6 protein-coding genes are annotated in these 14734 nt (G+C 40.9%); all 6 read right to left on the reverse strand.

Annotated elements, in window-relative coordinates; genetic code table 11:
- Positions 1-316: 316 nt before the first annotated feature.
- On the reverse strand, positions 317-2890 hold the full coding sequence (locus tag EYS08_RS08370) for an alpha-L-arabinofuranosidase C-terminal domain-containing protein (RefSeq protein WP_131029604.1): 2574 nt from the start codon (positions 2888-2890) through the stop codon (positions 317-319).
- Complete coding sequence (locus tag EYS08_RS08375) at positions 2877-4220, reverse strand: glycoside hydrolase family 27 protein (RefSeq protein ID WP_131029605.1); 1344 nt, start codon at positions 4218-4220, stop codon at positions 2877-2879. Before EYS08_RS08375 ends, EYS08_RS08370 begins: the two co-directional genes overlap by 14 nt.
- A gap of 340 nt (positions 4221-4560) precedes the next feature.
- Positions 4561-8733 (reverse strand): two-component regulator propeller domain-containing protein, encoded by a 4173-nt coding sequence (locus EYS08_RS08380; RefSeq protein WP_131029606.1) that lies wholly within the window; start codon positions 8731-8733, stop codon positions 4561-4563.
- A 243-nt stretch (positions 8734-8976) separates the two neighbouring features.
- On the reverse strand, positions 8977-11061 hold the full coding sequence (locus tag EYS08_RS08385; RefSeq protein WP_244215897.1) for a beta-galactosidase: 2085 nt from the start codon (positions 11059-11061) through the stop codon (positions 8977-8979).
- Positions 11062-11144: 83 nt separating this feature from the next.
- Positions 11145-12929, reverse strand: a complete 1785-nt coding sequence (locus EYS08_RS26030; protein WP_208745819.1) for an alpha/beta hydrolase-fold protein — start codon at positions 12927-12929, stop codon at positions 11145-11147.
- The gene (locus EYS08_RS08400) at positions 12926-14716 is read right to left on the reverse strand and encodes a glycoside hydrolase family 2 protein (RefSeq protein ID WP_208745820.1); all 1791 of its coding nucleotides are present in this window, start codon (positions 14714-14716) and stop codon (positions 12926-12928) included. The genes EYS08_RS26030 and EYS08_RS08400 overlap by 4 nt, the downstream gene beginning before the upstream one ends.
- Between the last annotated feature and the right edge of the window lie 18 nt (positions 14717-14734).

Genomic DNA, 14734 nt, shown 5'->3' on the forward strand with positions numbered 1-14734 from the left:
CCACAGAGAAAAACAGATTTAAGGGAGTAGAAAACATCCTTCCAGGAATACTTGCTTTGGGCAGCAACGCAGGGCAGATGTGCATGGCAAAGTTTATCGATTTCTAATTTGTTTAAGTAGTCAAAAACAAAATTTATGCCTCCGAAAGAGGATATTGGATTTGAATTTATTATTTTCACAGCAGTAATATTGGTCAACACTAATTTAAGTGAATATTACCTTGCTGCAAAACATTATTTATCAAGGTTTTGCAGCATTTTTTTTTTATAACATGCGGACATTAGGAGCTATCGGATGACGAGTGCTTTTATTTGGTTTACAGTTCAAATACGGTAAAAGAATAAGGTTTTAGTTCGAAAGATTTAAGATTCGAAAAATCCATAGCTGTTATTATAGGTTGGATTTTATAATCACCCGGAAGACCTGATAGTTCTTTTTTAATTACTTGTTTGCTCACAGAACTTAACTTGGACAGATCAATACTAGTCTTAACTGCGACAGGAAGCATATTTACAATTTTGATGAATAATTTTCCTGATTTTTGGTCACGGGTAATTGAGTGTGCCACCCGCTTAATTACATCTTCTCTCTTCACTGAAAAATCAACCCGAGCAGGAATGAATTCATCTCCTACGTTTTGACCGTAAAGCTGTTGCACGTAATATCCAATGGTGGGTTTAACTTCTGTATTATTAAAATAGATCAGATCAGGATTCCACTGCGTATGTTTTTCCTTTGCCAACAATGGCGCATAAGAGGCCATAGATACCACATCTCCATTGCGCTCCAGGGAGGTGAGGTATAGCGCCTCAGCTAAAGCGGTTTCCAGGTTTGTCCTATTTCCCCCTGGGAGGCTAGCCGCATACTCTCCCAGATAAACTTTTGATTTACTGCGGTCATATTTGTCATAAAAATCCTGATTGTTTATAAACCAGCCTGGTGGACGATAATAATGTTCATCTATCATGTCAACCTTCATTTCGTTGGCAAGGGCCCAACCTTCCTCATAATCTGTTCCTTCAAAAAATGGTCCTGAAGTTCCAATAATGGTTATTTCAGGATGCGCTTTTTTAAGTGCTTTATAGATCATGGCGAAACGCTCACGAAAGACGTCTGTTATCTGGTCTTCATTGCCAATACCGATATACTTTAAATTAAACGGTTTCGGATGTCCTGCTGCTGCACGCTGCTTCCCCCATTTTGTATTTGCCGCTCCATTACAGTATTCAACCAGATCGATGATATCCTGAATATATGCAGGCATATCTGCCATCGGGATTCCACCCTGTTGCCCGCCACCATTGGCTCCTGAGTTTTGGCAGGGCACTCCAGCGGCAATAACAGGCACTGGAGTTGCGCCGATATCTTCACAAAACTGAAGGTACTCAAAGTATCCCAGCCCCATACTCTGGTGATAGCCCCACAAATTGCGATCAGGAACCCGGGCCTGTAAGGCCCCGATTGTATTTTTCCATCTGTAAATGTTATGGATCCCATCTCCATGGGCCACACATCCACCTGGGAAACGAACAAAACGCGGTTTTATCGCTGCAATTGTATCTGCGAGATCTGCTCTAAGGCCATTTCGGCGATTTTTGAAGGTATTTTGGGGAAATAGTGAAATCATGTCGAGATCGATACGACCCTTTTGTAATGGCCACAATTGCAAGCTAACATCCGAGGCTGAAGCCGATGATTTGAGTGTTATCTTTATTTCCTTCCAGAATTTTGAACTGCAACTGATCAATCCTTTCGAAAGCAAGCCATATTTTTCACTAACAAGCCTTACTTCGAACGACTTCTTTCCTTCCGCAACACGGACAAAACTGGAGAACAGGTAATTTTCCCCCTTTTTTATTGCAATTCCGTCATAACCAGCATTCGATAATGAACTACCATCAACCGTTAAATTCAGTGCCGCGTAATGTGGGTTATTCGGATGTAGTGGCTGTTCTGTTCGAATTGCAAAATCCCCTTCTTTGCCTTTGAATGTCCAGGAATGGTTGCTGTTCCATTTTGTATCATGGTTTTCTTTATCTGATGGCTGATATTCAAAGTCACGATTTTGAATCAGTTCGCCATAAAGCCCCCCATCTGCTGCATAGTTGATATCTTCGAAAAATATTCCTGTTAACAGCTTACTGATCGCTTTAGCTTTTTCAGGCTCGGCCGAAATATGCAGTTCCGGCTTTGTTAAGTTTGCAAAACGTACCGGATCTTCTTTGGTTGTCTCCGCATCTTGCCGCGCCTTGAAATTCCTGAGCTCCGCAGTTTTATTCAACGCTTCAACCACTGCCCATTTAACACGGTGTAGCTGTCCGCTTACCGTATTGTTTTGAATGGTAGTGGTGATGGTATTGCTTTTATAGGCAGTGAGGGGTACCTCCTTTGCTGGACTATAGGTTTTGAAGTCTTTTGTTTCTGTCTGAAAATAGGTGCCCTCGCTATTCGTGTATACAATCTGATAAATGTCCAGGTCCTTATGGTAACTAATCACAGGACGAAGGATATTCTTACCTTTTTCAAAAAAGGGATAACCTTGCGGCCCCCAGTCAATCAGATTTCTTGATTGAGCATGGGCAAACTGCCTTACCCGATCATTTAAGCTCCAGACGCATTGCCAAACTCCCCCGCGCCCCAGAATCACATACGGAGCAAACATTTTTTTATCTGATCCCCAGCGGCCAAAGTCCGAGCGGAGGTAAACCTGTCCCGTTCCAACAGGTGTCCAATTATTTCTGTCATCGCTCCATGCAAACCGTAATCCATCAGTCCCGTATGAAAACAGGTAAACAGAATCAGTTGCAGCATGCTGCGTTGGTTCTGATGCAAATGAGTTTTTGCTAAACAGCAGAAACACCAGCACTATAAATAGCTTACTTAATTTCATACAAAACGCAGCTATGTGGTTTAAGATTCACGGTTATTTGTTTTCCATCATTCTGAACAACTTTCCCTCTCCAGCTATCTGTAACTTTAGCTACTTTAGCTATCCCTAAATCTGAAGGTTTTACAGAAATCTCCTTTGGGTCTGGTTCATCAGAAAGATTAAACAGGGCGAGATAGTGTTGTCCCGTTTTAGCATTCGTTGATGTTACCGCAACTTTCTTGCGATCGTTAAAGAGAAATTTCACATCCGTACTTTCTCTATGCATTTTAAGCACAGCTTTATTGGTAAGCAGTGAAGTGGTAAAGGGGTCTAGGCTAGGCATATCACCACCAAACATCAAGGGCGAGCGGAATATGGTGAAGAAAGTCATCAGCACTTGCTGCTCATCCTTGGTCAATCTGCTCGCACGGTCGCCGCCCCTTTCTCCACGAATGGAAATTCTACCCAAAGGAATCATATCGCAATCAGGCCATGTGCCAGGTTTAATATACGGTGCCCATGGTTGGGCAATATTAATCAGGTGGGTAATATGTGGCCAGGTATCCCATACATCATCCACCATTCTCCACATATTTGCATGTTGCTGAACATGCCCTGCTTTTTCTATCGGCGTTTCGCCTGGTGAAGTGCTTAGCACTATCGGGCGACCTGTTTTATCAATTGCTTTTCTGATGAGCTCTATTTCTCCCTGATGATAAGGACGGGAAAGATCATCTACTTTAATAAAGTCGACACCCCAACTGGCGTAGAGTTCCATTATTGAATCATAATATTCCTGAGCACCGGGTTTTGTAGCATCTATAGTATAATTATCAGTAAGCCATTTACATTGCAAAGCAGTGCTATAGATCTGATCGGCAGTGTATTTTGTACTCTTAATTGGCATCTTTTCTTTAACGGCAAGCGTAGGAATGCCACGCATAATATGAATGCCAAATTTTAATCCCTTAGCATGTATATATTTTGCCAGGTTTTTAAAGCCCTGTCCGTCTGCTGCTGACGGGAAACGGTTCAAGGCAGGTAGATAACGGCCAAATTTATCAATTACATATTTTGGATCCGTTTGGTTATATCCCCCTGCTTTATCATTTTCCACAAACCAGCGGATATCTACAACGATATATTCCCATCCGAAAGATTTCAATTTGGAAGCCATGTAATCTGTATTCGCTTTTACTTCAGCTTCTGTAACAGAAGAGCCGTAACAGTCCCAGCTATTCCAGCCCATTGGAGGAGTCTTCGCCCAACTCTTAAAATTCTGCTGTGCGTAAGTTTGATCAATTGTGAACATTGAACAAAGTAAAATCAATACTGATGTTATTCTTTTCATGCGTGTATATTTGGTCTTTCACAAATATAAATAATAAACGTTAAAACAACGATTATTATCGGGTCATTTAGTGCGCATCAAGAATAATATTACTCAAGTCGCAAAACTAATGGCGTTAGATTAAGGGGGCTTTTAACCACAGATGCACACAGATAAACACAGATTTTCATATCTGTGTACATCCTTTCTATCTCCCGAAAATCGGGACAAGTCGTGGTAAATTATTTTGCTTATACCTAATGAATTAACTTAATAATATTGAGCGGCAACACAGCTGTGTTTTTATTTAATTCAATAGCATCAATAATTTATCTTGTTAGAAAGGCACCAGGAGCTGTTTTTAATCCGAATCCTTTTTTTTTGTTCTATATTCTGAAGGAAGTACCTGGTATTTTTCCCTGAATGCCTTTGCAAAATAGTTAGGGGTACTAAAACCGACCATGTAACAGATTTCAGAAATGGTTTTACTACTTTTCTCCAATAAAACCGCCGCTTTTTCGAGCTTAACAGACCTGATAAAATCAACAGGGGTTTTACCGGTAACCCGTAAACACTTTCTGTATAAGGATACCCTACTGATCACCATATGTTTGCTCAGATCTTCCACTGATAATTGAGGCTTATGGAGATTGTCTTCAATGTAAAGTAATGCGGTGTTCAGGAATTTCACATCATCAGATTCGATCTCCATTTCTGGCGAAGCCATACTCACCTGTCTGGAATAAGTTTTTTTAAAGGTTTGATGCAGCGTGAGCAGGTTCTTGATTTTGGAATGTAAAATCTCAAAATTAAAGGGTTTGGTCATGTAATCGTTCGCTCCTATTTCTAACCCTTTTAGCTGTTCTTCTTCACCTGTTAAAGCCGTTAAAAGAATAATCGGTATATGTTTTGTCCTTTCGTCTGATTTTAGTTTGCCACAAAGCTCATTGCCATTCATTTCAGGCATACTGATATCGGAAACGATTAGATCTGGATGTAGTGCAAGCGCCTTTTGCCAGCCTTCCTTGCCATTTGAGGCCTCTTCGATTTTATAAAAAACCCTCAGGTTATCTTTAAGGTAAAACCTAAAATCCTCATTATCCTCAACCAACAGAATAAGAGGGGCATTTTTTACGCGGAGGCGCTTGTCGGAAGATTCTTTCTCTACATCTTTTTTATCTGGTCCGGCATCTGGCACATCCGCATCCTCAAGATGTTTTTGCTCCTGCCCTGAAATTGCAACGGGTACAAGATTTAGGTATAATGTAAAACAACTCCCCAAACCAGGCTCACTTTCAACTACTATTTCGCCACCTTGCATTTTGACGAACTCTTTGGTGATGGAAAGGCCTATTCCTGAACCCTGATTAAGAATGGAAGAAGAAGTTTCACTTTGGAAAAACCGTTCGAATATTTTTTCCTGTTTATCCTTTGGAATACCAATCCCCGAGTCCATCACTTTTAACTCCAATGAAACCCTTCCATCTGCTGGTTTACCATCCAGTATTTGTAGCTCAACACCTACTGTTCCCCCTGTGGGTGTAAATTTGAATGCATTCGAAAGTAAATTGAATAATATCCGCTCTATTTTATCCTGATCATATGATACATATAGATTTTCTATGGTACTTTTAAAAGTAAGTTTGATCTGCTTCCGTTCTGCCAGATCGTAAAAAGAATCTGTTGCATCTTTAATGAAGGAAACAATTTCGCCATCGCTATTATTTAACCGTAGCTCCTGCTCTTCCATTTTACGGAAATCGAGCAGTTGGTTTACCAGGTTTAACAACCGCCGTGCATTTCTTTTTATCATGGCCAGCTGACCATGCCTTTCCTTCTCTTTGGATTCGATCAAAAGTTTGTCTACAGGAGCCAGGATCAGGGAAATAGGTGTCCTGAACTCGTGACTCAGGTTGGTTAAAAATTTAATTTTTAACAGGTCAAGTTCCCGTAACCTTTCAGCCTCCTTACGGTCTTGCTCACGTAATTGCCGGGCCTGGATTCTTTCCTGTACCAAAGCGAACTCCCGTCTTAACTTTTTGATGCCCCTGCTCCGTATAAACAACAACAGGCAGCCAAAGGCCAAAACATACAGGATATATGCCCATGTTGTACGCCAGAAAGGAGGCAGAATGGTAATTTTCAGTTGCGATTCGGCCAGGAGTGACGAATCGTTTTCATTAAAGGCCTTTACATTAAGTATATATTTTCCCGGATCAAGATTTGTAAAAGTAGCTTTACGTATTTCCGACGGAACCGTAAGCCAACGTTTATCGAATCCTTCCAGATTGTACTTGTAAATTACTTTGTGGGGATTAAAATAATTGAGCAGCGCAAACTGGACCGAAAAAATATTTTCCTTATAAGTAAGTGTTAAATTCTTAAGCTCTGCTATTGTCTCGGGCAGAATAATATGTCCATTTATACTTTCACCAACGTTTACTTTATGGTAAAACATTTCTAAATCTGTCATTACCAATACCGAGGGGAACCCCGTATTTTTGATCTGCCCAGCCCTGAAAATATTAAAACCGTTCGGCCCTCCAAAAATCAGTTCGCCTGCTTTTGTTTTGTAAGCAGCATTGACATTAAACTGCGTACTCTGCAGCCCGTCTGATTTGTTGTATTTACTGTACCTGAATTTATAGGTTTCCCCTTGAGCAATTACAGAAATCTTGTAAAGCCCTTTGCGGGAACTGTACCAGATGTTGTGATCTTCATCTTCAATAAGCTCAAATACGGTATTTTCTGGCAACCCAACATCTTCGCTTAAATTATTAAACTTTCCGGTTGAGGGATTATATATGCTTATCCCTTCCCTTGTGCCTATCCACATCCATCCTCTGCTATCCTCAATAATCGAGTTTACAACATCCTGTACCAAGGAGTTCGTATCCCTTCTGTTGTTTTTTAAATAGCTAAACTTAGCGGTTTTGGCATCAAGGATACTCAGCCCTGCCGTGGTACCGATCCAGATATTTTTCTTTTTATCTTCGTACAAACTAGAAACGACATAAGCATTTATCGTGTTTTTGACTGATGGATTAAAGTGTTTAAATTTTCCGGTGCTCCGGTCAAGCAAATCCAGCCCCCCGTTTAAGGTGCCCACCCATAACCTGTTGGCAGAATCTTCCAATATATCATAAATACGGTTATCTGAAATACTGGAAGGGTCTGCTGTATGCCTAAAATTCGTGAATTTCTGTCCGTCAAAAGAATCAAGTCCACCTAAATAAGTCCCGATCCACAAAACGCCCGAACGATCAAGCTTAAGGCTTACCACAATATCACTACTCAAAGAATTACTGCTCGCTGGATTATTTCGGTATGTTTTGATCTCGCCCGTACTTCTGTTTAAATACAATAAGCCGTCTCCGTTTGTTCCGATCCACAAATTCCCTTTATTATCCTCTGCAAATGAATTAACATCCTTATTTATTGGTTTTTTGCCAGTTAAATACTGATTTCGGGGAAACTTATATATGCTTTTGTGATAGTAACAGATCCCTTTCTTATATGTTCCGATCCAGACTATACCATTATTGTCCTTGTACAAAGCAGCTATGCTGTTATCACTTAATCCTCTTGCGTCATCTTTTTTGTTTAAAACATAGGTTAATCGGTAAGTATGTTTATCTAAAATATTAATTCCGCCATGATCGGTCCCTATCCAGATATTTCCATCATCGCCCTCGATTACCTGGCTTACATTGTTCGAACTTAGTCCAGAATGATCTTGCTTTTTCCCAAAATAACTAAACTGATCACTTACCACATTAAGATAATATAAACCGAATGGGTTACTCCTACTGTAAATAAAAATATTTCCCTGCGAATCATGATTGAGATTGAAGGAATTTACCTGTTTACCAAAACGCTTGTTTACTGCAAAGTACCTATTTGTTACCCTGTGGTTCTTTAAGTTAAACTTATCAAGAACGCCGCTGGTATAGCTAACCCATAAATTACCTTTTTCATCATCTATAAAATCACTTATCTGATCGTTGTATAAAGAATTTGATAAGTCGTTCTTATGAGTATATGCAATGGTTTTACCACTTTTCGAATCATAGCAAAAAATACCGAGGTTTTCGACGTGGAAATAGACCATGCCGCTATTGTTGCCTTTTATCTTCTTAAGGTAGCCGCTGGGAATTTTATATTTTTTAAAGTGTTTGTCCTGAAAGCGCTCAAACTTTTCAGTTGATGGATTGTAAATACTGAAACCGCTATTAGAGGTAATCCACAACTGTTTCTCAGGGCCTTCAAATATATCTACGATATACCCTTCTGGTATGCTGGTACTATCTTTTGAACTATGCTTAAATACTTTGAATTCATGCCCGTCATAACGGTTAAGGCCGGCCATGGTACCAAACCACATAAATCCTTTACGGTCTTTATATATTGCATTTACCTGATTGTCTGATAAGCCGTTAGCAATATCAAGGTGGGGAAATTGATACACATTTTCCTGCGCAAAAAGAGAATTACACAGTATGAGTGCGCTGATTAAAGCTAAAAGCCGATACATATATTTTATTATAAACAGAAATCATTCCTGAGACCCCCTCAATGATTAAAGTAGCTTTAATGGTTATAGTTGATAAGAATTAAGTATTAGCTAAACTACGTTTAAATCCTGATATCTTTTAAAAAATGTAAAATTTTCAAGGTATTTTAAAACCAGGTTGTATCAATTAAGTGGACAAACAAGCCACTTTAAAGTAATCAACAAAGGGTTTCAACCTTTGCCGTGATATGCAGAATACGACGTTTACTCGCTCCAAACCAATACACCAGCAGGTTTCAATGTTTTTTCTCCAACAATAATCTTCGAATTTGCAGGAATATTTATATTATAATCAGTAGAAGAATAATTTACGGCCATATAAAATCCATCCCTCCAATAAACATAAACACCTGGCGGATAATTTTCGGTCGTTGCCCCTGCTCCGGTATAAGTGTTGCGTAACAAATCCTTTTCCAGCTTCGAATCGTCTGTGGCTACACCTATGTAGGTTACCGATCCTTTACCGATTTTGTGCTTTACAACAGCTGCCTTTCCTTTATAAAACTGGTTTTCATACCTTGCAAGAACTTCGGTATTTTGATCGGGCTGCAACAGATCGCCCCATTTATTCCATTTGTAATGTTCCGAACCCATCTGGATGTCTCCTTTCCCATAAGCTGAAAGCATATCGGTTGCCGTAATCTGCACGCCGATAAGGCCCGAAATTGGCGCTGCCGGTTTACCCTCCCAGAAATGCCCCATGCGGTTTTTGGTTGCTGTACGGCAGGTAATAATCAAATGTCCGCCACGCGTTACATAATCATTCCATTTCTTTATCAGAGCCGAGTCGGCCATTTCGTAAGCAGGAACAATCACCACCTTATATTTCGACAGATCAGTAGTTTCAGGCACTACATCAACAGGGGCTCCCAAAGATTTTGCCATTTCCAGAAACTTTACGGGATAGTTCCATGTGTCCCACTGGTTGGTCTGTTTCTGCCTGTCGATGGTCCAGTAATTTTCCAGGTTCCAAAGAATGGCCGTTGAGCGTTCCATCAGTTTTTCAGGAACCTTGGCCCCCGGCCTGTACAACTTCCTCAGTTCTTTTATTTCTTTCATAAACTGAATGTACTCTTCGCCTCCGGGAGAAGGTGTTACCCCATCTGTTTGTATAACACCGGAATGGTACTGTTCGGCGCTGTATAAAATCTGCCTGAAGCGGTAAGAACAGGCAAGTTTCCCACCCGCAGCAAAGGTATGGTACAGCCACATGCGCACTGTTCCGGGCAAAAGAAGCGGGTTGTAGCTTCCCCAGTTTACAGGACCGGGCTGAATTTCCATCACGCCCGACACTCCTCCCACATGCTTAAAATATTCTGAAGCAAAAAGGATAACCCGGCTATCTCCCATCCTAAATCCCAGTTCGCCTATGTTGTCGCTACCACCATTGGGATAGGCAGTATAGGCTGCAAAATCCAGTTTCTTTGTCCGCCCCGGATCGGAACCGGGAGAAACCGCGGTATAATTAGTGGTAATATACTGCTGCTTCGATATGAGGCCACGCAGGGTGCCGGCCTGAAAATCAAGAAATCCGGCCTGTGCATCGGCACAGTAACGCTTAAAATCGAGCAGGGCATGCGGATTGTTGCCCCACCAGCCAACCAGATTGGTGTTATGGATCATAACCTGGTCGAAATTGTTATACCACTGGCTCCAGAAAGCTGTACCCCAGGCATCATTTAAAGCATCAATGGTTTTGTACCTGCTTTTTAGCCATTGCCTGAAAGCTTTCTGCGAGGACACGCTATAATCTGGTTTCGCATCGGGCTCATTATCCAACTGCCATCCGGTCACATTTTTATGCTGACCATAACGCCTACCCATCTCGGTTACAATTTTTTCGACAAACAAACGGTATTTTGGATTAACAATCGAAGCCAGCCCCCTTGTTCCATGTTCAGCCCGGATATAATGCCCATCCATTATAAAGGTTTCGGGATAATTAGCCCGCATCCATGCTGGTGTGGTTGCAGATGGCGTGCACATGACCACCTTAAGCTTATATTTTACACATAAACCCACCACCTTATCTAACCAGGTAAAGTCAAACCGTCCTTCTTCAGGTTCCATTTTAAACCAGGCAAATTCGGCAAGGTGAACAAACTCATAGCCCATATCCGAAATCTTTTTGATATCGCGCTCCCATTGGCTTTCTTTCCAGTGTTCGGGGTAATAGTATATTCCGGTAGTGATCAGGTCTTTTTCAGGAAAATATGGATTGGCATTTTGGGATTTCGCGGCAGTTCCGTAGATCACAATTAACATAAATGCAATTAAATACTTCTTCATAATTTTATGCTTGTTATTTTTTTACTTTAAAGAATCAAACGATTAGTAACTTGTTTTATCCATCGGCAGCAATCAGTTCACCTTTATTTAAAAATATGCTGAACAAAAAGGTATAAGTTATTGGCCCACTCCGTATCATCATGAGCATTTGCATCCACATACCATACATGTGGTACCCCTTGCGATTTGAGGTGTTGGTGCACGCGCTGGCTAACACTAAACAGCCCATCTTTACTACCACAAGCCAGCCATAATATTTTAAGTTTATGTTTTGCAGCCGACAAATCGGGTAAAAGTTTAATATTAGAAAGACCTCCGAATTGGTTGGTGTTAGGCGCGGAAGAGAATCCACCCACATAAGCAAAAGTGTTAATATGTGCGAGGCCTATGTTCAAGGATTGACCACCACCCATAGACAAGCCCGCGAGCGCACGATGTTTGCGGTCAGTGTAAACTGAATAATGAGATTCAATAAAAGGAATGATTTCATGAAGCAAATCATTTTGGAAAGATATCCCGTAACCTTTATAGCCTCCTTTTCGTTCTTCCTGCTCATCTGGTTTTGGATTATTTACAGTCACGTTGGTATTGCAGTTTGGAAAAACGATTATCATTGGCTTAATTTTACCCTCGCTTATCAGGTTATCGATAATATTATTGGCATGAACCCAATATGGCCATTGACCGTTACCTGAATTAAGTCCATGCAAGAGATAAATCACCGGATAGCGTTTAGCAGGCGAATAACCTGGAGGAGTATAAACCAGCATTTCTCGGGATTGACCCAGTGCTTTGGAACTGTATTGAACAGTGCTGACGATGCCATGAAATATATTGTCGCGTTTATCTCTGAAACCCATTGGAGGATCGTTAAACGCAGGTTTATCGTCAGCCCCTGGTTTGGTAGCCTTATCAAAAATACCTTTTTCTGCTCCCTGCTCCTTAATGTATCCCCTCATCTCCATCCATTTCCGGCAGGCTTCCGGCCATAATGATTCAGTATTTTCAGAATGTGCAAGTCCATAACCATGCCCACCTGACTGATAAACATGAAGTTCGCAGGCCACATTCTTTTTCTCCATAGCAAGCGCATATGCAACACTGTTTTGCACCGGCACCGCTTTATCATCCATAGAATGTACCAGAAACGCAGGTGGTGTTTGATCGTTAACCTGTAGTTCATTTGAAAAATAGGTTACTCTTTCTGCAGCTGGATTTTCGCCCAATAAATTTACTTTTGAACCTTTATGAGTAATATTTTCCTGCATAGATATAACCGGATAAATCAGTATCGAAAAGTCTGGCCGCAGGCTGATTGTATCAGTAATTGCCGAGGCCTTTTCTTTGAAATGAGTTGATACTGTAGCTGCAAGATGTCCACCTGCCGAAAATCCCATAATCCCGATTTTTCCGGGATTGATCCCCCACGCTTTAGCGTTGCGCCTCACTAAGCGAACGGCTTGCTGCCCATCTTGTAATGGACAGGTAGCCTTATCAACCATAGTCGCATCGTTTGGCAAGCGATATTTCAGTACGAAGGCCGTAACACCAAGACTGTTTAACCACTTGGCAACTTCCTTTCCTTCGTGGGCAATGGCCAGCCCAGAATAACCACCTCCCGGGCATATAATTACTGCTGTACCATTTGCTGTTTCCGACGGGGCAGCGTACATCTCAAGTAAGGGTTTTGTGATAAAAGTCATCCAACTATTTGCTGAATCTACTTGCTGTTTATAATTGGTATTGGCCATTGCACCAGGAGCTTCTCCATCCCAAAGATTGATCTGTTTACTTTGGCCAAAAACGTTGAGGGTGGCCATCAAACAGCTCAAAAGCAATAGGTTTTCTCTTATATTTATAGATTTCATTTGCTTTTATAATATTGTTCCATAATATACCAGGCCATTTTTCTTTCACCCTTTTCCGATAACAAACCTTTTCTGTTGTATCCTTTCTGATAAACGGGGTGCATTCTGCCTAATGAGCGGTAATCAAACAAAAGCCATGGGGCAACCCCGCAAAGATTAGGAATGGTGTTAAACATTTTGAGCTGGTCGGTATAGATTTTCTTTTGATATTCTTCTCTCCAGGAAGCAGCCTCATCGGCTGCTCCATTCCTGTTGCCAAACAATGCCTCGCCACCGAATTCGGAAATAAAAACCGGCTTATCCGGAAAGGCCACGTTCCAGGTTGTATTTTCGGGCTTACCTTGCCAGGGAATATACCAGCCAATATACTCGTTAACAGCGATGATATCGGCATACTTGTAAAGGCTATCCCGTACTTTAAAAGAATTATTGCTGTAAGCCTGACTGTTGGTAACATGCGTTATTAATCTGGTAGAGTCAAGTGCTCTACATACCTTAGTTAATCCGGCGAGTGCGTTGGTACGGTTTGGTGTACCGTCATAGGTTTCGTTAGAAAGACTCCAGATAACGACACTACACCGGTTCCTGTCTCTACTAACCATTTCCCTGAGCATCAAATCCATTTTTGATAAAACCGCAGTATCTGAAAATTCAATGTGCTGATATACGGGCAATTCGCTCCAAACCATTAGTCCCATTTTTTCGGCCTGCTTTACCATGTTTTCATTGTGCGGATAATGTGCCAGCCGGACCAAATTGCAACCAAGCTCTTTTGCTTGGCTCAACAGCAATGTGGCATCTTCTTTTGAGAAGGCCCTTGATCCTTTATATGGGTTTTCTTCGTGGATATTTATTCCTTTGAAAAAAATCTCTTTACCATTCAGCACAACTTTATTCCCCTTTACTTCAATATTTCTGAAACCGATCTCATCTTCAATGGTATCGGTTTCGCTTTCAATAATCACTTTGTAAAGTTTCGGATGATCAGGAGACCACAGTTTAAAAGCAGAAGAAAATTGAAGCCTGGCCAGGCCGCTAGTGTCTGATCTTGTTAAATAAACCAGGTCAAGCTCTGGAATTTTAATTTTGATCTTTTGTACTTTATTAACACCATTTACCTTAATCCATCCCAAAACATCCTTCCGGCTCCCCTTTTTAAGCTGAATACTATAATCCTCAACATAGGTATTACCAGTTTCGATAAGATATACATCCCTGGTTATGCCACCATAGTTTAACCAATCATATCCTATTCCGGGAAGTCCGTTTTTTAGGCGTTTGTTGTCAACTTTAACGATCAGTGAATTTGTTCCCGCTTTTATTTTCGTTGTTATTTCAAACTGAAAGGGTGTAAAACCTCCTTCGTGGCTTCCAATCTTTTCCCCGTTCAGGTAAACATCGGCCAGGTAATTTACAGCGCCAAAATAAATGAAAAGCCTTTTTCCTTTGCTAATGGAATAATTAAACTCCTTTTTATACCAAACAACGCCTTCTAAAAAAGTGAGTTCACTCATCTGAGAATTAAAATCGCCTGGCACTTTTAATTGCGGTCCTCCTTCAAAAGAATATTCTACAAAGTCTGTTTTTAATTCTGTTTTTTTCTCTTGCCATAGCTGCCTCCGCTCGCCAATGCCAGTGGGATCCAGGATTACATTCCAGCTACCGTTTAAACTGGTCGTATTTCTCGATGGAGCGCTAATCATTCCGGTTTGGGCAAACAAGGTGCTCGCCCAAAACCACAAAATAAGCGATAGAAAACTTTTAATAGTATTATCAACTTTTATCATATGCCGTACTTATCAGTA

Source organism: Pedobacter kyonggii (assembly GCF_004310665.1).
Taxonomy (GTDB): Bacteria; Bacteroidota; Bacteroidia; order Sphingobacteriales; family Sphingobacteriaceae; genus Pedobacter; species Pedobacter kyonggii.

Excerpts from the sequence above, each read along its gene's own strand:
- EYS08_RS08400 (WP_208745820.1), bottom strand. The coding sequence starts at position 14,716 with ATGATAAAAGTTGATAATACTATTAAAAGTTTTCTATCGCTTATTTTG.
- EYS08_RS08375 (WP_131029605.1), bottom strand. The coding sequence starts at position 4,220 with ATGAAAAGAATAACATCAGTATTGATTTTACTTTGTTCAATGTTCACA.
- EYS08_RS08370 (WP_131029604.1), bottom strand. The coding sequence starts at position 2,890 with ATGAAATTAAGTAAGCTATTTATAGTGCTGGTGTTTCTGCTGTTTAGC.
- EYS08_RS08385 (WP_244215897.1), bottom strand. The coding sequence starts at position 11,061 with ATGAAGAAGTATTTAATTGCATTTATGTTAATTGTGATCTACGGAACT.
- EYS08_RS08380 (WP_131029606.1), bottom strand. The coding sequence starts at position 8,733 with ATGTATCGGCTTTTAGCTTTAATCAGCGCACTCATACTGTGTAATTCT.
- EYS08_RS26030 (WP_208745819.1), bottom strand. The coding sequence starts at position 12,929 with ATGAAATCTATAAATATAAGAGAAAACCTATTGCTTTTGAGCTGTTTG.